We start from the raw sequence: 22,764 nt of genomic DNA on the forward strand, positions 1-22,764 counted from the left end.
ATCACCGCCCACTCCGCATCCGTCAGGTCAAACCGCGCCATCCAGATCCCTCCCGCTCAGAGGGCTAACGCCGCCGCACCTCAGCCGTGCCAGACGTTATGGGTCCGCGACTTAAGGAAGCACAACCTCTCGATGCCATTCCCGCCGCTTATAGGTCCACTTCCTCCTACCGAGCGGACATCTGGCTCGGCAGGCTTGAAGGTTTGGAACGGGTGGAAAGTGGAGATTGGCTCGCCGGTTGCGAGCGGACGTTCCGCCTCGCGCACCAGTTCCAACGTTGGTGCTTATCCCTAATATGCACCCTTGGATTGAGGACATTCGGGAAGCTGCGCAGCCACCAGTTGAAATTCTGGTTGTCTAAAATGCGATCTAAATAGCTATCGGTTCAGATCGCTGCGCAGTGCATCCTGGACGCACCGGATGAAAGGCGACCGTTCTTGCGGCTCATACCCCCTCTCCTCCGTCTGCCAGAAAGCTGAGACCATGTTCGCCCGCATCCTCGTTTCCCTATGCCTCCGCGTCCTGGGTTCACCGATCTTCGGATGGCCAGTGCGTGCAGTCATCGTTTTGACCTCGCGAGATGCCCTGCCTTACCGCCAGGTTGTCGATGGCGGAGCCAGTGCGATGGTGCCAGTTCGATAACAGTGACTTTCGCTGACGAGCGCCGCGGCTCATACCGCTCGAGCGAGATCCCCTTCGATCGCGGTGAGCGCCCGCTCAAGCGCCGCGAAGCAGTCCGGGTCGAACGCCGTGCCAACGTCCGCGCGCATGATGCCAAGCGCCTTCTCCAGCGGCATGGCCGCCCGGTAAGGCCGATCGGCGGTCAGCGCGTCGAACACGTCGGCTACCGAGACAATGCGTGTCTCGGGCGCGATCGCATCGCCTTTCAGCCCGCGCGGATAACCCCTACCGTCCAGCCGTTCGTGGTGGCCGCCGCCGATGCTGGCCATCTCGTGGAACACCGCCACACGGCTCAGAATGGTCTCGGACAGGGACGCGTGATTGCGCATGTCCCGCCACTCCGCATCGTCGAGCTTGCCATTCTTGTCGAGGATTGCGTTCGAGACCCCGAGCTTGCCGACATCGTGAAGGAGCGCCGCCCGTTTCAGCCAGCGCCGGCGTTCAAACGAAAAATCAAGCTCGGCCGCGATCATGTCGGCATAGACTGCGACCCGCTCCGAGTGGCCGGAGGTGAAGGGGCTCTTGGCATCGATGATTTGAGCAAAGGCACGGGCAATATCGTCGAGGTAGTCCTCATCCACGACGATCGGGCTGTGCGGTGCCAATGCGAAGACCGCCGCCTCCACTTCATCGGAGGCCAGCATTTTCCAGAACCCAGGCTTGGCCGCGACCGTTTCGAAGCTGGCAACAACCTGGGGATCGAACCAAGTGCCCGAGCGGGACCGCACCTCGGCGATCGCGGCCGCCGGGCCTGCTGCCGTGTGAAACACGTCGACAACTTGGGCGAGCAGCGCCACGCGTGCGTAGAGGGGAATCGCAGGGCCGGCGAGACGGTCCGGTCGACCGCCACCGTTCCAGTGCTCGTCCAATGCGTGGATGGCCTCGCAAACGCTTGCCGGAAAGCGAAGCTGACGGGCGATCTCGGCACCCCGCTGACAGCGGGTTTGGATGAGGTCGTCGACGATCTGTCCGCCATTTTGCAGGATGTTGAGCACAGCACGGAAACGTTCGGCCAAGCCCGCCTTGAGGCCCGTGTGTGAGAAGACAAAGCCGAGCACCTTCGGCAGACTATCACTGACCGTCTTGAAATCACGTTTGAAGCTCAGATCATCAGACAGGTACAGCTCGCAAATGCGCGCTGCGTTGCTGGAGCATCCGAGATCCTTCAGCATCACTGTATGGTAAAGCTCCCAGAGTTGCAGATCAGGTAGACCCATTCCGCGGCCGACGTGAAAGCCGATCCATGTTGCGCGCACGCAATGCCCTACGGGCTGACCTTCCGTCAGGTCGAGGGCGTGGCTCAAAGCTCCCAGTACCTCTGAGAGCTGAATGGTGGGAGCCATCTCACGATCGCCAGAAACGATCCGCATCGTTTGCATCCGACTATCAAATCTTGAAGCGTGCGGGCTATCAGGAGAACGTGATGAATGCGTTGCGATGCGGCCGCATGGCTCTGTTTCGGGATGTGCCCCATCGCGGATAAGGCAAGAGCCCGCTTTCAGCGGATTGCTGAGCTAGCTCAAGCGACAGCCGAGGAAACGCTCAACTGGCCTGCCGGTGGTTCGCGCCAACCTGATAGGTCTGCGCCGTTCCCTTCCGTGTGCGCTTGGCAGCGTAGAGCGCCGCATCGGCCTGACGTAGAAGCACATCGCGGTCCTGCGCTGCCGCGATTGACCACGCGATACCGATCGTTCCCGTCACGCGGGTGATGTGCCCCTGTCCGTCCGCAACGATCTCAAGGTCGTGCAGGAGATGCCGCACCTTCCGATCCAGGCCCGCGCGATCCAGATCGGCCGACACCACGATTGCGAATTCGTCGCCGCCCAGGCGTGCCGGAAAGCACCCGTCGTCGCAGGAGGCGCGCAACCGATCGGCGACACGGCGCAACACCGTGTCACCCGCTGCATGGCCGAGGACGTCGTTGACGCTCTTGAAGCCGTCGAGGTCGATCAGGAGCACTGCCACGTCGCCGCCCACAGCGCGCGCTTCGCGCAGCCGTGTATCGAGAACACGGTTGAACGCAGCTCGGTTCGCGAGTTGGGTCAGATCGTCGGTGCGCGCTTGGTGGCGCAGGCGCTGCACCAAGTCGTGCCGTTCGGTGATGTCCTGGATCAGGCCGATGAGGGCAGCAGGCTTGCCCTTGGTCAACTCGATCTCGCAGGAGCAACGCACCCGCCGCGCATTGCCTTTGGCGGTCACGAAGTCGGCATCCATTTCAAACGGCTCGCCCGTGTCCAGCGTACGCTTCACCGCTGTGAGAAAGGCGTTGCGGTCTGGCTCAGGAAAGAAGTTCATGAGCTCTGTCGTTGGCACGCAACCGCTGAGTGGCAGTTCGTGAATGGCAAACACGCCGTCCGACCAAGTGGTTGTTTGCGCGGCGATGTCGTAGCGGTACGAGCCCATATCAGCCATACGCTCAGCCTGTTTGAACTGGCGGCGTTCGCGCTCCAGGCGCTCCACGGCCAGACGCCGCTCCTCGGCGATCTCGGCTGCACGAAGCGCGGTAGACCGCGCTGCGATCAGAGCCTCGGCGACGCAGGCCAGTTCCCCGAGGATTTCCAGATCAACCAGCGTCGGCTGGCGGGGCTGGTCGTCGAGAACGCAGAGTGTTCCGATTGTGACGCTATCACCATCGTCCCCAAAAACGCGTACCGGCACACCCGCATAGTAACGGATGTTTGGAGCCCCTGTTACGAACGGGCTTTTGGCGAAGCGCGGGTCGAGGCGGGCGTCGGCAAGGATGAGCGGAGCTTCGGTCTCGACCACGATCGGACATAGGGCCTGCGCGCGCGAGGTCTCAGCCTCCAGCGGGCCGCAGCGCGCCTTAAACCATTGCCGCTCCGCGTCAATCAGGGTGATTGAGGCCATGCTCGTGCCCAGCATGCTTTGCGCGAGCTTGGTGAGAGCATCGAACTCGCGCTCAGGTGGCGTATCGAGAATGGCAAGATCAGCCAGGGCCTTCTGCCGCAGTGCCTCGCGTTGGCCGTCTGACATGGTCCGTTCCTGCCCCGTCAGAAGCGCGCCTGGTCAGGAAGGCGGCCTCTCGGTTGCGTTAGAGCAAGCGCCCTTAACGTAGCGTGTCTCCAAGACTGGTTGTGCATGTGCAAGGTATCGAAGAGCTGCCGTTTATCCCAAGCCTCGGCGGCAACCTATAGTTTTATTTGTAGGGAAGCTTTCCCGAGCTTGTCATATAACTTAAAGTTTCTAGGTCGTTCATTGCATTACCCATGAGCGGACGTTCCGAGTGTCGCCAAGGGGTCGAAAGAAACCCATCGCCGGAGCTGTGCCGAACGTCTTGTTCCCGTGGTGGCGGAAGCCGCGAGGAGGGGCGATGTCGGCTCTGGGGGCCGCGCCATAGACATGCCCCTCGCTCGGCGCGCGCCGTGAAGGTGCGGTCCTCGCTATCCGGGATGCTCCGGGCCCCTCGGCGCTCGCAGGACTTGGCCGGGAGCCGCCGGTCCGCTTCCACCCGGTCAGCGGACCCGGGAGGACGCCGGCCGCAGGAGACTGCACAGCCGCGCGCAACCTGCGGCTCGCTTATCTGCGTGACGGACGCCGCAAAGCTTTGAGATTCGGCCAAGCAAATTCAAAATTATATCAGATAGTGAAACGTAAAAGTTAGCCCACAATAAATTCGATTAGAAGCAATCGATGACGACCGTCGGTGCCCGCGCTTTGATTTATCGCGGTTCGGCCGGTTCAATGGCCCACGTCTAACATAGTTAATTTGATGCGCGCGGATTGGACCCAATGCTCTGCCCGGCGGTTGCGATGGCGCATCGGCGTCGAACTCCGCTCCGCCGCATCGCGCGAGCGTGGGAGCAGACCGACGTGGGATCCGGGGATTTCCTGACGGGTGGCGGTGAAGTGGCCGTCCGGATCCGCGAACAGGCCTGGACACCCACGCCCCTCGGTCCGATCGAGGCGTGGCCGAGCGCGCTGCGGTACACGCTGAGCAGCATGCTCAACTCGGCCTTTCCGACGTATCTCGCCTGGGGACCGGACCTCATCAGCTTCTACAACGACGCGTACCGGCCCAACCTCGGCATCAAGCCCGAGGCGCTGGGTCGTCCCTTCCCCGAGGTCTGGGAGGAAGCCTGGGAGCAGATCGGACCGGTGACGGAGCGCGCGCTGCGGGGTGAGGCCAGTTACCTGCAGGACTACGCCGTGACGGTGAATCGCCACGGCGTACCGGAGCAGAGTCTCTGGACGTTCGCCTCTTCGCCGGTCCGGGACGCGCGCGGCAGCGTGCAGGGCGTGCTCTGTCACGTTCACGAGACCACCACCCGGATCGACACGGAGCAGCGTCCCCGATCCGCCCTGCGAGAGATCGAGACGCAACGGGCGCGCTTCGACGCCCTGATCGAGCATCTCCCGTTCGGGGCCGGGCTGTTCGAGGCCGGTGGGCGAGCCCTGGTCACCAACCCGCTCTTTCGAAGATTTCTCCCGGGTGGCGAGCCCCCTTCGCTCGACCCAGGACTGCACCCGGACTGGACCGGCTTCGACCCGGAAGGCCGGGTCTTGAACCCGCACGATTACCCCTTCACGCGGGCGATACGGGGCGAACTCACGCAGAATGTGAGCTTCCTCCACCGGACCAGGGAGGGAGACGAGTGTTGGATGCGCGTGAGCGGCATCCCGATCCGTGGAGGCGATGGCCGTGTTCAGCAGGCCATCATGGTGGTGCAGGATGTCGATCGGGAGAAGCGGGCCGAAGCGGCTCTGCACGAGAGCGAGGCGCGGTTCCGGCGCTATGCCGAGAACTCGGCCAACGTGCTCTGGCTCGCCGATCTGGAGAGCGGGCGGCTCGACTATCTCAGCCCGGCCTTCGCGCAGGTCTGGGGCATGCCCTGTGCCGACATGCCGGATATCGCCGGCTGGCTTGCCAGCATCCACCCGGAGGATCGCGATACCGCGGCCCACGCGTTGGAGCGGGTCGGCGCCGGAGAGACGCTGGTCATGGAGTACCGCATCCTGCGGGCATCCGACCGCGCGGTTCGCCGGATCCGCGATACCTTCTTCCCGGTTCCGGCAGAGGACGGGCGCATCCGACTGGCTGGTGGGATCGCCCAGGATGTCACCATCGATACCAGTCTGCGCGCCTATGTGGTCGCGAGCGAGGACGACGCCCGGCACGACATCGCTGGCGCCCTGCAAGCCGGTGGCTACGCCGTACAGGTCTTCGCGAGCGATCAGGCCTTCCTCAAGATGGCGGGCTCCCTCATGCCGGGTTGCGTCGTGCTCGACATGGAGGAGGCCGTCGGGTGCGTGACCGTCAGCGAGCTGAAGGCCTATCGCGCGCACTTGCCCATCGTGGCGGTCGGCGCGAGGGGCGGCGATGTCGGTTTCGGCGTTCGCACCATGAAGGCGGGGGCGGTCGATTTCCTCGAGGCGCCCTGGACATCGGAGGGACTGCTCTTCGCGGTGAGGACGGCTCTCGCCGAGATCCGCGACGCCGCTCGGCGGTCTCGCGCGCAAGACGCATCTCGGGATCGGATCGCGGCCCTGTCGGGGCGCGAGCGCGCGGTGCTGGAGGGATTGCTCGCGGGCGGCACCAACAAGACCATCGCCCGTACGCTGGGCCTGAGCCCGCGCACGGTCGAGATCCACCGGGCCCGGGTCATGGAGGCGCTCGGCGCCCAGACCCTACCCGAGGCCGTCCTCATCGCGGCCGCCGCCGGCGTGTGCCCCGCCCAGCAGGATCGCGACGCGGTCCAGCCCAGCGAAGGGTGACGTGCGGCCGCCCTGGGTCGCGAAGGCCGGCAACGCCGTCTCGGGACGATGGTCTAGGTCGTAGACTCATAAAGCTCGCAGCCAGACCCGCAGGGCTGCGAGCTTTATGAGTCTACGACCTAGGACGAACCCTATCGGGACCCGGCAGCCGGTCGAGCCGCTACGTCCAGTCCTGGCGTTGCCGGGAGCGGCCCGTCAGGCGGGGCGTCCAGCCGATAGAGCCTTTCGACGGCGCTCCAGAAGGCGATCTTGATCTCGGGACACCGTTGGTTGAGGGCAGCCTCGATCGCCGCGGCGGCTTCGCGCGCGCAGGCATCGCGGTCCGCATCCGAGAGGATATCGGTCATGGCGCTCCTCCAGATCGGCGGTCGGTCGGGCCGCGCTCGGGGACGTCAGAGTGACGTCGCACAATGCCCACGGCGATCCGGGTCTCTCCGTAGGTTCGACCCGGGGGTAACTGCATATCCAGCAAGTCAGCGTCTGATCTGATCGATCGACCCCGACCGGAGGCTTCCTACGGGTTTATCCGGAGGAAACGTGCGCAGCCAGGTCCGGTTCGTCCCTGTGTTCACACCAAGATGTCTTCATGAGACTGAAGCACGTCTTCTCGCAGGCACGCTGAATGCGGCGCTGGCCGGCGGTTACGCACGGGCACAGCAATTGTCCGTCAGCAATCAGCGCGTGACCCAGGATCAGCCCGATGGGCAAGGCACTCAGATCTACGTCAGCTCGGCGGGCGTGCGGCAGATCAAGCAAGCCTGACCCAGAAGGGCTACAGCACCGGGACTGTCGATCGGCGCTGGAACCCCCGGACCGCGGCGGCGGCGCGCACTGAGGCAACCCGGCGCAGCGGCCTGTCATCTCAGTGTTCCGCATCGAAGATCGACTTGCAATCTGGAGGTGCCCCCCACGGTTCGGTCCTGTCTGCTTTCGAAGCGCTGACGGCCGCAGTCCCAGACCAGCCGACCTTCCCCTTGGCCAAGCGGAATGTGCCAGACTGGAAGAGTTCGTGCGCCGATGTCGCCGTCATCGAGAGCGGATCGCAGACTTGGTGGGACATTCGCAGGGTCAGACCTGGGCTGATGCGTGCGCTCGCGCACGCCCGGCGCGCCGACCCAGAAACCGAACGGCGGTCGCGCCGAATGCGGTGGCATGGGACCAGCGAATCCAAGGAGGCCGGCGTGAAGATACTCATCGCTGCCACACCTCTGATCGGGCATCTCAATCCGCTCATCGCCATCGGCAGCCTGCTGGCTTCGCGCGACGACGTCGTCGTCACGACCGATCCGGCCTTTGCGGGGAAGGTCGAGCATGCCGGCTTGCGTTTCGCCCCCTGCGACGATTTCGGCTCGGCCAGCTATCTGGAGCCCGATCTGCCGCCAGGCCCCGAGCGCTGGACGCACGAGTTCGAGCGCCGCTTCATCGCGCCGATGCCGGCACAGGCCGCGCGGCTGCGCGCGCTGATCACGCACGAGGCGCCGGACGTCGTCATAGCGGGCAGCCTGTTCCTCGGCGTGCTGCCGCTGCTGCTCGACACGCGACCGCGACCTCCGATCGCGACCGTGAACGTCAGCGTCCTGTTTCTCGATCGGCCGGACGGGGCGCCCGTCGGCATGGGCCTGCCGCCGGCCCGCGATGCAGCCGACCGCGCTCGCTACGCCCCGCTCAAGGCCGGCATGGACGCGGCCTTCGTGAACCCGGTGCGGATACAGGCCGACCGGCGCCTCGCCGAACTCGTGCTACCCCCGCTCCCGGCATCGCTGACGCAGTCGATCGTCTGCCTGCCCGACGTCTTCCTGCAGCCGGGCGTCCCGGACTTCGAATACGATTTCAGCAACCTGCCCGAGACCCTCCGCTTCGTTGGCCTGCTGCCGAACCATGGGGCGGCCGTGCCGCTTCCCGCCTGGTGGGCGACCCGAGACCCCACCAAGCGCGTCGTCCTCGTCACGCAGGGCACGCTCGCCAATGCCGATTTCGGCGAACTCGTCGAGCCGACACTCGCAGCCCTTGCCGACCGCGACGATCTGCTTGTCGTCGCCACGACCGGCGGCCGCCCGCTCGCGTCGCTGAAGGCGCCGTTGCCGGCCAATGCACGGGCCGCGACCTTCCTACCCTTCGACGCGATTCTTCCAGAGATCGACCTCCTCGTCACCAACGGCGGCTACGGCAGCGTCAGCCAAGCACTCGCGGCCGGCGTGCCGATCGTCGCGGCCGGGCTGACCGAGGACAAAGCCGAAGTCGCCGCGCGCATCGGCTGGTCGGGCGTCGGGATCAACCTCGCCACCAACACGCCCTCCGTCGCAGTCCTGCGGGAGGGGATCGACAGGACGCTGTCCGATCCAAGCTTTGCGCGGCGCGCCGAAACCATGGCCGATGCGTACGCGGCGCGTGATGCGGCGCAAGCGATCTTGACCGAGATCAATGCGCTGGCCGCTCGCCCAGGTCTGGAGAGGGTGTAACCGTTCCAGCCCCCGGCGCGGATCCTCGCCGTCGCGGGCGCTGGCCTTCTCGTCGGAGTCCGCGCGATGACAAGCACGCAACCGCAGACGAACGGCGGCTCGGGCGCCGGGGGGCGGCCTGCCACACCGCTCCGCGGCCCACCCTGGCGGCGCGCGCCACGCGGCCGCCGTCGCGCTCGAGGCGGATCCTGTTGCCGGACGCTGAGGAGCAGACGCCCCTTTCACCTCCGCCTGATCCGGGAGCCGATCCCATGCGCGTCGTCGTCGATCTGAACCGCTGCCAGGGCTACGCGCAGTGCTGCTACGCCGCGCCCGCGCATTTCGAGCTGCGGGGCCACGAGATCCTGTTCTACGATCCCGCTCCCCCCGAGGCGGCGCGGGGGCGGATCGAGCGGGCGCAGCAGGCCTGCCCGGTCCGCGCGATCAGCGTCGAGGGCATCGACCTCGCCGAGGAGGATGCGCCGTGAGCGGGCGGGCCGGCATCGTCATCGTCGGCGCCTCGCTGGCCGGTCTGCGTGGTGCCGAGGCTCTGCGCCGGGGCGGCTACGAGGGGCCCCTCACCCTCGTTGGCGACGAGCCCTATCGCCCCTACGACCGGCCGCCGCTGTCCAAACACGTGCTTGCGGGCGAACTCGCCGCCGATGCGACGGCACTTCCCCAACTCCTGCCGCTGCGGGCGCGCTGGCGGCTCGGCAGCCCGGCGACCGGCCTGGACCGGAACGCCAAGATCGTCCGGCTGGCCGACGGCAGCAGCCTAGCCTACGACACGCTCCTCGTCGCCACCGGTGCCCGAGCGCGGCGCTGGCCGGGCGAGGCGGAGTTTGCCGGCATCTTCACCATCCGCGGCCGCGACGAGGCCGCTGATCTGCGCGCGGCGCTCGCCCGGGACCCTCGCAGCGTCCTCATCGTCGGCGGCGGCCTGATCGGCTGCGAGGCCGCCTCCTGCTGCCGCGACCTCGGCCTGCCGGTGACCCTCGTCGATCCCAACCCGACCCCGCTCGCCCGCGCGCTCGGTACCCTCGTCGGCGGGACGCTCGCGGCCCGCATGCGGGCGGCCGGGGTCGATCTGCGCCCCGGCACACAGGTCCGGGCTCTCGAAGGCGAGGCTGGGCAGGTGTGCCGGGCTCGCCTCGCCGACGGCGGCAGCATCGCGGCCGATCTCGTCATCGTGGCGCTCGGCGCGGTCCGCGACACCGGCTGGCTCTCGGAAGGCGGGCTTGCGGCGGATGCCGGCGGCCTCACCTGCGACGGTGCCTGCCGCGCGCTCACCCGCATGGGCGTGCCCGATCCGAACATCTTCGCGGCAGGCGACGTCGCCCGCTGGCCGAACCCGCTCTACGGCGGGCGCCTGATCGCGGTCGAACACTGGGGAAACGCGGTCGAGCAGGCGGCCCACGCGGCACGCAACATGCTGAACCCGGCCGATCCGCAGCCCTACGCGCATCTGCCGGCCTTCTGGTCGAGCCAGTTCGGCCTCAACATCAAGATGGTCGGCCTGGCCGACGGCGCGGACAGCGTCGCGATCGTTCAGGGCAGCCGCGCGGCCGGGCGTTTTCTCGCCGTCTACGGGCGCGAGGGGCGCACCATCGCGGCGGTTTCCTTCGACGAGGCCCGCTGGCTGCCGGCCTATGCCGAACGGATCGCGGCCGGGGCGGCCTTCCCGCCGATCCACGACGCGACCGACCAACCCGCAATCGAGACGCGCCCGCCGGGCTTTCCGCCGCCCCGGCCGTTTCCCGCCAGTCGCGGGCGGGTGCCGGAGGCCGCCCATGCCTGAGGACGCCCTGTTCGCCGAGGTGCTCGATCCGGGAAATCGGGCCGATCCTTATCCCATCTACGCGCGGCTGCGCCGGACGCCGGTGGCGCGGCAGCGCGACGGGGCCTACGTGGTGAGCACGCACGCGGCGATCCGCAGCCTGCTCTTCGATCCGCGGCTGAGCTCCGAGGACCTGCCGCCCTCCCGGCGCCCGCGCACGGGCAACCCGCTCAAGGACTGGCTCCTCAACCCGATCAGGAACCGCGTCGCCAACGCCCACCGGCCGCTGATCTTCCGCGATCCGCCGGAGCACGACACGCTGCGCGGCTTCGTGATGAGCGAGTTCACCATCGCGCGGGTCAACGGCCTGCACGGGCGGGTTGCCGCGCTGGTCGACGGACTGATCGAGGCCTGCCGCGGCCGCGACACGGTCTGCCTCGTGGACGACCTGTCCTATCCCCTGCCGGTCGCGGTGATCTGCGATCTCCTCGGGGTGCCGGAGCAGGACGAGCCGCAATTCCACGCCTGGGCGACGCGCCTCGCCACGGCACTGGAGCCGGATGCCCGCCGGGACGAGGAGGCGCGGCGCGAGACGGTGGCGACCTTCGACGCCATCGCGGACTACATGCGTGCGCTGATCCGGCGGAAGCGCCGACAGCCTGGCGACGACATGCTGAGCGGGCTCGCCCGGCGCGACCGGCCGGGCATGGGCGAGGTCGACCTGATCGCCACGGCGGTTCTTCTCCTCGTGGCCGGCCACGAGACCACGGTGAACCTCATCACCAACGGCATGCTGACGCTGCTGCGCCACCCGGACGAGCTCGGTCGGCTCAGAGCCGACCCCGAGCGGGCGCCGCAGGTCATCGAGGAACTCCTGCGTTACGAGCCGCCGGTGCATTTTCGAACCCGCAAGGCGCTCGGCGACATCGCGGTGGCGGGCACGACGATCCCGAAGGGTGCCCCCATCGTCCTGCTCTTCGCCGCGGGCAACCGCGATCCCGAGCGCTTTCCGGAGCCGGACCGGTTCGACCCTGACCGCACCGACATCCAGCATTTCGGCTTCGGCGGCGGCCTCCACTACTGCGTCGGCGCACCGCTCGCCCGCATCGAGGCCGAGATCGCGCTGGTGGCGCTCTGCCGGCGGCTGCGCGATCCGAGGCTGCTCGCCGATCCGCCGCCCTACCGCCCCGGTGCCTCGCTGCGCGGCCCCGAGAACCTCGGCATCCGCATCGGGGGCATCCTGTGAGATCGAGCGCGGGAACGAGGGGCGGGGCCCGCCGGCGGCGATCCGCCGCCCGGTGGATACGGGGCTCGACGGAGGGAGAGGGGACCGATGCGGACCATTCTGATCGCGGGACTGATCCTCGCCGCCGTCGGTGCGGCGCGGGCTTCGCTCTCGAACCTGGTCAGCGCCTGGGGACACGACTTCACGGTCACGCCCTTTCAGCCGATGGAGCTGATGGTCGCCACCGCCAGGGACCGGAAGAGCGGCGCGGCGATGGTCAACCTCGTGAGGATGCCGAGCGGGACGGTGATGGCGCTGGTGCCGCTCGATCAACTCAAGGACATGCCAAGGATCGCGCCGCAGGATATGATGCCGCCCCCGTGATCGAGTCGGCGGGTCTCGCGCCCGCCGGAGCGTCCCCCATGGCGATGGCGCAGCTGCATCGGCCGGATGAGCCCCCCGCGGCCGGAACGGACGCCGCGTCGCGAGCGGGCTTCGCCTACGAACGCCTCGCGCCGTTCACGCGGTTCACGGACGTACTGGAAACCTCCGTCTTCGCGCCGGTGCCGGACGATTGGTGGATCGGCCATTGCGACGTGATCGACTCGACCGGGGCGATCGCGGCCGGGCGCTATCGCGAGGTGAACATGGCGGGCGCTGCCGCGATCGCGGCGGTGCGCAACGCGCTGCACGGCCGTGCCCTGGCCTTCGTGTTCGGGGGGGACGGCGCGAGCCTCGTCCTGCCGCCGTCGGACCGAGCGACCGTCGAGGCGGCGCTTGCGGCGACCGTGACCTTCGTCCGGGAGGAACTCGGACTCACCCTGCGCGCGGCCCTGGTTCCGGTCCGCGCGGTCCGGGCGGCCGGGCACGACCTGCGCGTGGCGCGCTACGCCGCCTCCGAGGCGGTGGCCTACGCGATGTTCGAGGGGGGCGGCCTCGCCTTCGCGGATGCGCGGACGAAGGCCGGCGCCTACGCCGTCCACGCGGCGCCTGCGGGAACCCGGCCCGACCTGACGGGCCTGTCCTGTCGCTTCGAGCCGGTACCGGCGGCGACGGGCCTGATCGTCTCGGTCCTCGCGGTCCCGCTGACCGGGGCCGAGCGGACGGCCGTCCGGGACGCGCTGGCCGACGTTCTCGGACTGATCGAGGCGATGCCGCGCATGGGCCGCCCGTTGCCGGCCGCGGGGCCGCCCCTGGGCTGGCCACCATCGGGCTGGCAGATCGAGGCGCGCTTGCGCGGCCCGCTCCTCGGATCTCGGGCCTTGCGGCGGCTGCAGGTGCTGATCCGCGCCGGCCTCTCGCTCGCGATCTTCCGCAGCCGGCTGACGCTCGGGCGCTTCTCCCCGGGCCGCTATCTCCGCGAGGTCGTCGCCAACACCGATTTCCGGAAGTTCGACGACGGCCTGCGCATGACCGTGGCCTGCGACGCCCCGACCGCCGACGCGGTCGAGGCCCGGTTGCGGGCGGCGCGGGCGAGCGGCGTGCTGCGCTACGGCGTGCACCGCCAGAACGCCGCGATCGTCACCTGCATCACGCCGTCGGCGGTCGCGGCCGATCACGTCCACTTCGTCGACGGGGCCGGAGGCGGCTACGCGCTGGCCGCGCGGCAGCTCAAGGCCGACGGCGCATGAGCGGGCCGCGGATCCCCTTCCTGTCCGGCCTCGACCCGACCGCCTGCGCCGCCGTCCGCGGACGGATGGCCGGCATCGCCGTCGCGGGCGGCCGGCCGCTCTTCGAGCAGGGCGAGGCGGGCGATGCGCTCTACATCCTCGTCTCGGGCAGCATCGGCATCTCGACCCATGACGCGCGCACCGGAGGCGTCCGGCGCGTCGCGCGTCTGGTCCCGCCCGACGCCGTGGGCGAGATGGCGCTGCTCTCGGGCGCCCCACGCTCGGCCACGGCGCTCGCGCTGCGGGACTCGCAGCTGCTGCGCCTGACCCGGGACGCCTTCGAGGAGATCGTCGCGGAGCACCCGGGGACGTTGCTCTACTTCTCACGGCTGCTCGCCGACCGGCTGCGCGCGGCTCAGGAAGCGCGCCCGGTGGAGCGGTCGCCGCGGACCTTCGCGGTTCTCGCGGTCACCGAAGGACCCTCCGCCACCGCGTTCGGAAGGCGGCTGGCCCTGGCCTTGGATGAGATCTTGCCGGGCCGGACGGGCTGCCTCGCCCAATGGCCGGAGGGCGTCGACGAATCCTGGTTCCATCGTTTCGAGGCGGCCCACGACCGCACGATCTACATCGCCCACCAGATCGACTGCCCCTGGTGCCAGCTCTGCCTGCGTCAGGCCGACCACGTCCTCCTGCTCGCCGCGCCCGGGGAACCGCCTCGGCCCGGCAGCGAGGCCTATGTCGCGCGCCTACGCTCCGAATGGGTGCGCATGGACCTCGCGGTCGATCAGCAGCCCGAGGCAGAGCGTCCGAGGCCGCTCCATCCGGCCGTCGCGGCCCTTCCGGCCGCGTTGCGCGTTCAGGTACGCGGGGGCCGGGAGGCCGATATCTGCCGGCTGGCGCGGTTGGCGAGCGGCTGCGCGCGGGGGATCGCGTTCGGCGGCGGGGGCGCACGCGGCCTCGCCCATCTCGGCGTGCTGCGGGCGCTCGAGGAGGCCGGCCGCGACATCGACTTCGTGGGCGGGACCAGCATGGGTGCGATCATCGCGGCGAGCGTCGCGATGGGCTGGAGCCTGGAGCGCATCCACCACCAGACCGTCGAGTCCTTCGTCGGGCAGAACCCGCTCAACGATTACACGCTGCCCTATCACGCGCTCACCCGCGGCGCGAAGGTCGATGCGGGGCTCGTCCAGCGCTTCGGCGGGGCGCGGATCGAGGATCTCTGGCTGCCCTTCTTCTGCGTCTCGTCGAACCTCACCACCGGCTCGGCGATGATCCATCGCAGCGGCGACCTGCCCACGGCCCTGCGCGCCAGCATCGCCATCCCCGGGCTGCTGCCACCGGTCTGCACGGAGGACGGCGTGCTCGTCGATGGCGGCATGATGAACAACCTGCCGGCCGACATCGCCGCCCGGATGGAGCGCGGGCCCGTGCTCGCGATCGACGTCGGCAGCGACCTCGCCTTCCAGACCATGCCGGCCCGGACTTGGCGCGGCCGCGCGGTGCGCCAATGGCTCGGGATGCCGGCCGCCATGCCGGCGATCGTTCCGCTCCTCCTGCGCGCGGCGACCGTGTCGAGCGATGCGCAGACGATGCGGGCCGTCGCCTCGGCGGCCGCCATCCTCAAGCCGCCCCTCGCAGGGGTCGATCTCAGGGCCTGGACCTCCTACGAGGCGATCGCGCGGATCGGCTATCGCTGCGCCCGGGAGGCCCTCGAGGCCGGCCGACTCGACGGCTGGAGCCTGACGCGAGAGTGGCCTGTACAACCCGCGCCAGGGCTGTCGTGAGCGCCGTGCAGCCTTTGCGTACCTGACACGCGGCGGATGATCAGGCTTCGATCTCGACCGCACTCTGCCGGCACGTCGGCAGGCCGAGGCCCCTCCGCTCGCACGGTCACGTCCGTCCATAGAGGCGGGGTTCGTGTCGCTCTCTTCCGAGGCAGCTGGGATCTCGGGCACCTATAGCGGCGATGCCGACAACGGCGGCTCGACCTCCGGGATCGTCAATCAGGTCGTGACTGCGGCCCTCACCACCACCACGTTGAGCTCGTCACAGAACCCGAGCACGGTTTTGCAGGCGGCTCGCTTCACCGCAAGGATCTCCGGTCCCGGCGGCACGCCCGGTGGGACGGTAGCCTTCCGCGATGGCGGCACCGTCCTCGGCACGGCAGCCCTCGCGGCCGGCAGCGCAGCCTTCACCACGGGCGATCTCATAGCCGGGCCGCACACGATCACGGCCGTCTATTCCGGCGATGCTTCGTACGCGGGCAGCACGTCGGCGGCCCTGACCCAGACCGTCGCGGCCGCTGCGGGCGGCATCACGCTCACGGTGAACGCGGCGGGACGGGACGGCAGCTTCGGCTTCGGCTCGACGCTGCCGGGGGCGGCTTCCTTCACGCTCTCGAGCACGGGCAATCGCGTCACCCGCAGCTTCGACACAGTGCCGGCCGGCACCTACTCCATCACGTCGCTGGGTCTGCCGCCGGGATTCGTCCTGCAAGGCTCCAGTTGCTCGAACGGCACCGCGACGAGCAACAGCGTCACCTTCACGGTCGCGGCTGGAACGCGCGTGAGTTGCAGCTTCAACGCCGGCTTCGACGAGGAACGCGTGCGCCGGACGACGCAGGCCGCCATTCGCTCCTTCCTCCAGCAGCGCGCCGAGGCGATCGCCCAGGCCCAGCCGGATACGCGACGCTTCCACGACCGCTTCACCGGAGCGACGTTCAGCTCCGACGGCACGGGCGGACTCGTTCCGACCTACAGCGCGAGTCCGCTGGACGTCACCGGCTCGACGGCCGTCGGCAGCACGAACTTCTCGGCCTCGACGAGCCTGTCCCGTCTCCTCCGGCCCGACGCGAAGCTCGAGTTCGACGCCTGGACGGAGGTTCGCTCCGGCTCCTACCGCGACAGCTTCGATGCGAACCCGCTGACCGCCGGCGTGATCGGACCGCGCTCGCGCACGAGCGGATCCTTCGCCATGGGGTTCGTCGGTCTCGATTACCGCATCCAGCCCGGTCACGACACCGCGTCACGAAGACCGAATTTACCTCCGGCAGCACATCCTCATGGGCGGCAGACACGTCGTCTGACCTCGCCGCACGTCCGACTGATCCGGTCCCGGCCGATTCACTCGATCGGCACGCTTCGAAGCCGGCACATCGATCCAATGCCCGTTCCGGGCGCTTTCAGCATTGCTTAACCAACATATTTTAACGATCGCAGCGCCGAATAGGGGTGCTTGCGAATGTTTGGCTCGTTGAGAGCATCAATGGGTTGCATAGAGCCCCACGCGCGCTCGATATTACTGTATTCCATCCTGGCCAACATTCTCGTCATCGCGCCGTCGCTGCACATGCTGCAGGTCTACGACCGCGTCCTCGCCTCCCGTTCGATCGGAACGCTCGTCTACCTGACGCTGATCGTGGTCGGCGCGCTGGTGGTCTGGGGGCTGGCCGACGCCGTGCGGAGCCAGATCGCGGTCCGGGCCGCCGCCAAATACACGGTCTCGGTCGCGCCCAAGCTGTTCGCGAAGATGGCCGCGGATCCCAAGGCCGGCGCCAAGTCGGGGAAGGCGCTGCGCGACCTCGCGACCGCCCGGGGCTTCCTGGGTGGCCGCGTCTTCGTCTCGCTGTTCGACCTGCCCTTCATCCCGATCTACCTGCTGATCATGACGGTGCTGCACTGGAGCCTCGGCCTGCTCACGGTGGTCGGCATCGGCGTGCTGGCCGCGCTCAGCGGCCTCAACGTCGCCGCGACCGAGCGCGAGCGCGAGCGCAGCCGCCAGGCGGAGAACGACGCCACCGCGTTCGCGCAAGGGGCTTTCCAGCGCATCGACGATCTGCGCGCCCACGGCATGCTCTCGACCTTCCTGACGATCTGGGGCCGCAAGACCGCGCTCATCCTGAAGGAGACCGAGGCGGCCGGCGCGAAGTCGGCCCGCTACCAGGCGGTGGGCAAGACGTTCCGCCAGGCTCTCCAGGTCATCATGATGGCCTGGGGCGCCTTCCTGGTGCTCCACGGCGACATGTCGGCGGGCATGATCTTCATGGCCTCGATGATCTCCGGCAAGGCCTTCACGCCCATCGATCAGGTCATCGGCGGCTGGGAGCAGATCTCGCGCGGGTTCGCCGCCATCCGCGACATCGAGGCGCTGACCGGCCCCGACAAGTCGATCCAGGCCCGCATGAGCCTGCCCGAGCCCGAGGGCCGGCTCTCTCTCGATGCGGTCGCCTACGCGCCCGACCCGGGCAAGCCCGACCGCACGCTGCTGGCCAACGTGAATCTGCGGGTGGCGCCCGGTGAGGTCGTGCTGATCACCGGCCCGACCGGGGTCGGGAAATCGACCCTGATCCGGATCATGGTCGGCGCCGTCCCGCCGACCGCGGGCGCCGTCTCCGTCGACGATATCGGGCAGGACGTCTGGCCGTCGAGCCAGTGGGGCCGAATCGTCGGCTACATGCCGCAGGACATCGAGTTCTTCCCCGGCACGGTCGCGATGAACATCGCGCGCTTCGATCCCGAGGCCACCGAGGAGAGGATCATCGCCGCCGCCAAGGGCGCCAGCGTCCACGACCTGATCGTCGGCCTGCCCGAGGGCTACCGGACCCTCGTCGGCAACCAGAGCTTCGCCCTCTCGACGGGCCAGAAGCAGCGGATCGCGCTCGCGCGCGCCCTCTACGGCGACCCGCGGGTGCTGGTGCTGGACGAGCCCAACGCCAGCCTCGACCAGCCCGGCGAGCGCGCCCTCCTGGTCGCGGTGGCGGAGGCGCGGCGGCGCGGCGCGAGCGTGGTGATCGCCGCCCACCGCACCTCGATCCTGCGCGTGGTGAACAGGGCCTTCACGATCGCGGACGGAACCCTGCAGCCCCTGACCATCCAGGCCGCGCCGCCGGCCGCGCCCGCCGAGGCCGGGCCGGAGGCGGCCCGACAGGCCGCCCCACCGGCAGCCGGACAGACCTCCCGTGTGGCCTGAGGCCGGGGGGCCGGCCGCCCGGCACCGGCTGCGCGATGACGACGGAGACCGGTTGCGTCATGGTTCCTGATGACATGGGCGGGCGTTGGGCCGAGGACGTCCGGACCGACACGCACGACATCCTCAGCGGGGCGGGCCGGGCGATCCTGGCGGCCGCGGGCCTCTTCCTCGTCTGGTCGGTGGCCTACCCCCTCGATTCGGCGGTCGTCGCCGAGGGCGTCGTGATCGCGACGGGACAGAACAAGGTGCTGCAGCACCGGTCCGGCGGCGTCGTGGCGGAGATCGGCGCCCGCGACGGCGAGAGCGTCGAGGCCGGCACCGTCGTGGTCCGGCTCGACCCGATCCACGATCAGGCGGAACTGACCCGCCTCAGGGGCCGCCTCGCCGTGCTCGACGCGATGCGCCAGCGGCTCGAGGCGGAGAACGCCTTCGCGGCCGGCGGCGACACCGCGCTCGACGGCCGCTTCTCCCTGCTCGGCCTGCGCAGGACCGCCGAGGCGGGACCGGCCGGCACGGTCGGGCCCGACGAGCGGCTCCTGCAGGAGCAGGCGCGCGAGTTCGAGCGCGGCCGCGGGGCGGCGCTCGCCGAGATCGAGGCCATGGTCGCCCGAAGGGACGCGGTCGGCCGGCGCAGGCAGGGCCTTGCCGAGCGCGTGGCCGCGGTGACCGCCCAGGTCGCCTCGCTGGAGCGGCAGGTCGCCGCCATGCGCCCGGTCGCGACCCGCGGCCACCTCGCGCGCAAGGTGCTGTGGGACGCGGAGGACCAACTCCTCGCGCGGCGGGCGGAGCGCGCCAACCTCGCGGCCGAGGAGAGCGCGCTCGCCGACGAGGTCGCGGAGACCGGCTCGCGGATCCGCCAGGCACGCCTGACGGACCAGCGCCAGACCTCCGGCAGGCTGACCGACGTCATCGCCGAGATCGGGCAGATCGCCGACCAGATCCGCGCCGCCGAGACCGCCGTCCGGCTGACGGAGGTGCGCGCGCCCGTGGCGGGCACCGTCGTGCACGCGCGGCATAGGACGGTCGGCGCCGTCGCGGCGCCCGGCGAGGTGCTGGCGGAGATCGTGCCGGCGGGCAGCGAACTCGCCCTCAAGGCGCGCGTCGCGCCGACCGACATCACCCATGTGCGCACCGGGCAGGCGGCGCGGGCGAAGATCTCGGCGCTGAACGCGCGCCTCTACGACGACGTTCCGGCGCTCGTCACGCGGGTTGCGGCCGACGCCACCTCGGACGAGCGGACCGGGCAGCACTACTTCGAGGTGGAGGTGCGGCTGCGGCCCGAGCAGCCCGGCGTGCGCGACCTGCTGGGCGCCGGCATGGTCGGACAGGTCTACATCGAGGGTGAGCGCCGCACCTTCGCCGGCTACGTCCTGAAGCCGTTCGCCGACAGCCTCGGACGCAGCTTTCGCGAGCCATGACGATGACGCGCGCCGGATCGACCATGGCACGCGCGGCGACGGGGCGGCGGATCCGGAGGGGCCTCGCCGCCGCCGGACTGCTCGCCGCGTCGGCGGCAGGGCCCGCCCGCGCCGGCGAGGCGGCGCTGCCGGTAGCCGCGCTCGGCCTGCGCCCCGCGATCGTCGAGACCTACGGCATGCCGCCACCGCCGGCCCGGGTGCCGGAGGCGGCGCAGGCCCTCTTCGCCGCGCCCCCGCCGGCGCTGCCGCGCGGGCCGGCTCTCGGCTCGGCGCAGCTGATGGACGCCGTCGCGATCGCGATCGGCGAGAGCGACCTCGTGCGGAGCTCGGCGGCCGAGCGGGCCGCGGCGGAGACGCGGGTCGGCCGCGCCTGGGCCGCCTTCGCGCCGACGATCTCGGGCACGGCCTGGATCGGCAGCGATCCCGTCGCGGCGCCCTCGATCCACGATCCGGGCAAGTCCGCCGGCCTCTCGGTCGCCCTGCCGCTCCTCGACGGCGGGACGCGCCTGTTCACCGAGCGGAGCGCGGAGAGCGCGGCGCGCGCCGCCGCCGCGGATGTCCGCCGCGTCACCGAGGGCGTGGCGCTCGAGACCATCAACGCCGCCGTCGAGCTGAACTTCGCGGTGCGCCAGTCCAAGGTGCTCGAGGACAACCTCCGGGACCTCGTCCGCCTGCAGAAGGCGGTGCGCGGGCGGGTCGCGGCGGGCCACGCGAGCCAGGGCGACGTTGCCGATCTCGAGGCGGAGCTGAACGACGTTGCCCGGGGCCTCGTCGGCGCGCAGGCCTCCTTCCAGAAGTCGCAGACCGTGCTCGCCGCCCAGCTGCGGCAGGCGGCCCCGGGCCGCGTCGTGCTGCCCGACCTGGAGGCCGTGCCGCGGCACGGGCTCGACCGTCTCGCCGCGCTCACCCGGGCGCGCAATTCCGGGGTCCAGGCCGGCTGGCACCGCTACGAGGCCGCGGCCGAGGCGCGCAAGGCGGCCGCCGGGCGCTACCTGCCGCGGCTCGACCTGAGGGCCGATTACAGGGCCGTCCAGAACTACCGCAGCGTCAGCTCGCCCGCGGGTCTCACCGTCGGGCTTCAGCTCAACGTCCCGCTGGTCGAGCTGACCACGCTGGCCGACATCCGCGAGGCGGGCGAACTCGCCGACGCGGCCATGCACCGGGCGATGGCCGAGGACCGCCGGGCCGTCACGCAGCTCCGGATCGACTGGGTCGAGTTCCAGTCGGCCGGCGAGCGGGGGACGTTCGCGCGCCGCAAGGCGGCAGCCCTCCGGGCGGCCTACGCCGCCAAGGTCGATCAGTACGAGATCGGCCTGCTGCCGATCGACGACGTGCTGCTGACCCGCCGCCGCCTCGTCCTGGCGACGCTGGAGGAGCTGGAGGCCGGCAACGCCCGGTTCACGGCGATCGCCCGGCTGGCGCTCACCGCGGGCCTTCTGGGCGAGATCGTCGGCGCCCCGACCGCCGAGGCCTCCCTCGGGTCGTCCCTGAACCAGCGCGTCCGGCGGGGCGACGTCCGGTCTCGATAGTCCGAACGAGAGCGCTCTGCGCCGGAGCGGATGCCGGTTCGGCGAAAGAGAGCGCGTCGCAGCAGCGGCCGAGAGCCGCTCCGGATCGCAACGCGATCGGGAGCGGCTCCGGGCGGTGTCCCGTCCCCGGGGCCGGGGCGACGGTCAGCCCGAGAGGTGATCCACCGTCACCGTCTCCCCGGAGCCGTGGAAGTACACGGCCTCGACATCGTGCAGGACGTCGCGGCCCTCGGCGGCGCTCGTGACGTGGAGCGTCCCGTCCGCGTCCTTGAGGAAGGTGTAGTCCGACGCCTTGCCGGCGAACTCGGCCACGTCCCGGCCGGCACCCCCCTCGATGGCGTCGTCGCCCTTGCCGCCGACGAAGCGGTCGTCGCCGGCACCGCCCCGCATCACGTCGGCGCCGTCGGTGCCGACGATGAAGTCGTCCTTCTCCGTCCCGACGAACAGCGTGCCCGCGGCCGTGGGCTGCCCGACGATCCCGCTCTTGACCGCGGCGACGCTCGCCACGCTTCCGATATGCCCGTCGCCCGGATCGGCCGCCAGGACCCCGGCGGGCTCGACCGTCGCTCTGGCCGTCTCGAAACCGGTGTAGTTCACCCCCTGCCACGTCAGCGCCTTGCCCAGGGTGTTCCAGCCGCCGTCCGCGAGCGGCGACCAGCCCGCGGCCTTCGCGGCGGCGTCGAAGGCCGTCTTCTGCGCGCCGGTCACGACGATCTCGAGGCTGTCGGTTCCGGCGCCGCCGTTGATGGTGCCGGAGGTGTCGCGGGTGGTGGTGCCGATCTTCAGCCGGTCGTTGCCTCCGCCGAGGTTCACCGTGCCGTCGATCTGCCAGTCGCGGCCGATCTCGACCGTCTCGCTGCCGGAATTCGCCCCCGCGAAGCCGCCCTTCAGCGTCAGCCCGTCGCCGATCCGCACCGCTGTCGTGTTGTTCGCCCCCTGCAGGCTCAGGCCGCCGTTGACGGTCACGCCGCTGCCCAGCGTCACCGTCTTCGCGGCGTTCGAGCCGTCGGCGTAGATTGCCCCGCCGATCACCGAGCCGGCGCCGATCGTCAGCGCCAGCTCCATCGCGTCCGCGGCCGTGCCCGAGCCGTTCATCGCGATCAGGTAGTCGGTCGTGACCTTCTCCCCCAGCGTCAGGCTCTGGGCGGCCCCCGCCCCGCCCCCGTTCATCGCGACGTAGCTGAGCTTGCCCCCGTCGCCGACGCTCACGCTGTTGGCGACGCCGTTGGCGCCCATGTAGATGTCGCCGCCGTTGAGGTTGGCGCCCTTGCCGAGGCTCAGGCTCGCAGGCCCGCTGCTCGCGTTGAAGTCCAGGTTGCCCCCCTGCAGCGTGAACCCGTCCCCCGCGCTCAGGCTGTTCGCGCCCCCGCCGAAGCCCGGGCCGT

General features: G+C 69.9%; 17 protein-coding genes. 13 read left to right on the forward strand and 4 right to left on the reverse strand.

What is annotated here, in order from left to right; genetic code table 11:
* Positions 1-671: 671 nt before the first annotated feature.
* The gene (locus MFF56_RS22990) at positions 672-2,051 is read right to left on the reverse strand and encodes an HD-GYP domain-containing protein (protein WP_238231272.1); all 1,380 of its coding nucleotides are present in this window, start codon (positions 2,049-2,051) and stop codon (positions 672-674) included.
* Positions 2,052-2,223: 172 nt separating this feature from the next.
* Positions 2,224-3,675, reverse strand: coding sequence for a diguanylate cyclase domain-containing protein (locus MFF56_RS22995; protein WP_238231274.1), 1,452 nt, complete (start codon positions 3,673-3,675; stop codon positions 2,224-2,226).
* An 837-nt stretch (positions 3,676-4,512) separates the two neighbouring features.
* Here MFF56_RS22995 and MFF56_RS23000 point away from each other — a divergent pair.
* On the forward strand, positions 4,513-6,414 hold the full coding sequence (locus MFF56_RS23000; protein WP_238231276.1) for a PAS domain S-box protein: 1,902 nt from the start codon (positions 4,513-4,515) through the stop codon (positions 6,412-6,414).
* 131 nt (positions 6,415-6,545) lie between these two features.
* Here MFF56_RS23000 and MFF56_RS23005 read toward each other — a convergent pair whose 3' ends face one another.
* Complete coding sequence (locus MFF56_RS23005) at positions 6,546-6,761, reverse strand: hypothetical protein (RefSeq protein WP_238231279.1); 216 nt, start codon at positions 6,759-6,761, stop codon at positions 6,546-6,548.
* A gap of 190 nt (positions 6,762-6,951) precedes the next feature.
* Here MFF56_RS23005 and MFF56_RS23010 point away from each other — a divergent pair, with 190 nt between their 5' ends.
* From MFF56_RS23010 to MFF56_RS23065, 12 genes are all read left to right on the forward strand, one after another.
* Positions 6,952-7,176, forward strand: a complete 225-nt coding sequence (locus tag MFF56_RS23010) for a hypothetical protein (protein WP_238231280.1) — start codon at positions 6,952-6,954, stop codon at positions 7,174-7,176.
* Positions 7,177-7,595: 419 nt separating this feature from the next.
* Positions 7,596-8,873, forward strand: a complete 1,278-nt coding sequence (locus MFF56_RS23015) for a glycosyltransferase (RefSeq protein WP_238231371.1) — start codon at positions 7,596-7,598, stop codon at positions 8,871-8,873.
* Between the two features lie 251 nt (positions 8,874-9,124).
* The gene (locus MFF56_RS23020; protein ID WP_238231282.1) at positions 9,125-9,340 is read left to right on the forward strand and encodes a ferredoxin; all 216 of its coding nucleotides are present in this window, start codon (positions 9,125-9,127) and stop codon (positions 9,338-9,340) included.
* Complete coding sequence (locus MFF56_RS23025) at positions 9,337-10,650, forward strand: NAD(P)/FAD-dependent oxidoreductase (protein WP_238231284.1); 1,314 nt, start codon at positions 9,337-9,339, stop codon at positions 10,648-10,650. The genes MFF56_RS23020 and MFF56_RS23025 overlap by 4 nt, the downstream gene beginning before the upstream one ends.
* Positions 10,643-11,875 carry a cytochrome P450 gene (locus tag MFF56_RS23030; protein ID WP_238231286.1) on the forward strand — a complete coding sequence of 411 codons (1,233 nt, stop codon included), beginning with the start codon at positions 10,643-10,645 and terminating at the stop codon, positions 11,873-11,875. The genes MFF56_RS23025 and MFF56_RS23030 overlap by 8 nt, the downstream gene beginning before the upstream one ends.
* An 87-nt stretch (positions 11,876-11,962) precedes the next feature.
* Complete coding sequence (locus tag MFF56_RS23035; RefSeq protein WP_066919063.1) at positions 11,963-12,238, forward strand: hypothetical protein; 276 nt, start codon at positions 11,963-11,965, stop codon at positions 12,236-12,238.
* Positions 12,239-12,276: 38 nt separating this feature from the next.
* Positions 12,277-13,485, forward strand: coding sequence for a DUF3095 domain-containing protein (locus MFF56_RS23040; RefSeq protein ID WP_238231288.1), 1,209 nt, complete (start codon positions 12,277-12,279; stop codon positions 13,483-13,485).
* Positions 13,482-15,248: a patatin-like phospholipase family protein gene (locus MFF56_RS23045; RefSeq protein WP_066919061.1), complete on the forward strand. Its 1,767-nt coding sequence runs from the start codon at positions 13,482-13,484 to the stop codon at positions 15,246-15,248. The genes MFF56_RS23040 and MFF56_RS23045 overlap by 4 nt, the downstream gene beginning before the upstream one ends.
* A 133-nt stretch (positions 15,249-15,381) precedes the next feature.
* Positions 15,382-16,659 (forward strand): Ig-like domain-containing protein, encoded by a 1,278-nt coding sequence (locus MFF56_RS23050; protein WP_156453512.1) that lies wholly within the window; start codon positions 15,382-15,384, stop codon positions 16,657-16,659.
* Between the two features lie 69 nt (positions 16,660-16,728).
* On the forward strand, positions 16,729-18,432 hold the full coding sequence (locus MFF56_RS23055) for a type I secretion system permease/ATPase (RefSeq protein ID WP_066919057.1): 1,704 nt from the start codon (positions 16,729-16,731) through the stop codon (positions 18,430-18,432).
* Positions 18,433-18,491: 59 nt separating this feature from the next.
* Positions 18,492-19,850, forward strand: a complete 1,359-nt coding sequence (locus MFF56_RS23060; RefSeq protein ID WP_197430446.1) for an HlyD family type I secretion periplasmic adaptor subunit — start codon at positions 18,492-18,494, stop codon at positions 19,848-19,850.
* Positions 19,851-19,873: 23 nt separating this feature from the next.
* Positions 19,874-21,379 (forward strand): TolC family protein, encoded by a 1,506-nt coding sequence (locus MFF56_RS23065; protein ID WP_238231290.1) that lies wholly within the window; start codon positions 19,874-19,876, stop codon positions 21,377-21,379.
* A 144-nt stretch (positions 21,380-21,523) separates the two neighbouring features.
* Here the strand turns inward: MFF56_RS23065 and MFF56_RS23070 are convergent, their stop codons facing one another.
* A complete protein-coding gene (locus MFF56_RS23070; RefSeq protein ID WP_238231292.1) occupies positions 21,524-22,615 on the reverse strand; it encodes a calcium-binding protein in 1,092 nt (363 codons plus the stop codon).
* Between the last annotated feature and the right edge of the window lie 149 nt (positions 22,616-22,764).

The sequence above is a fragment of the Methylobacterium hispanicum genome (genome assembly GCF_022179285.1).
Classification (GTDB): Bacteria; Pseudomonadota; Alphaproteobacteria; order Rhizobiales; family Beijerinckiaceae; genus Methylobacterium; species Methylobacterium hispanicum.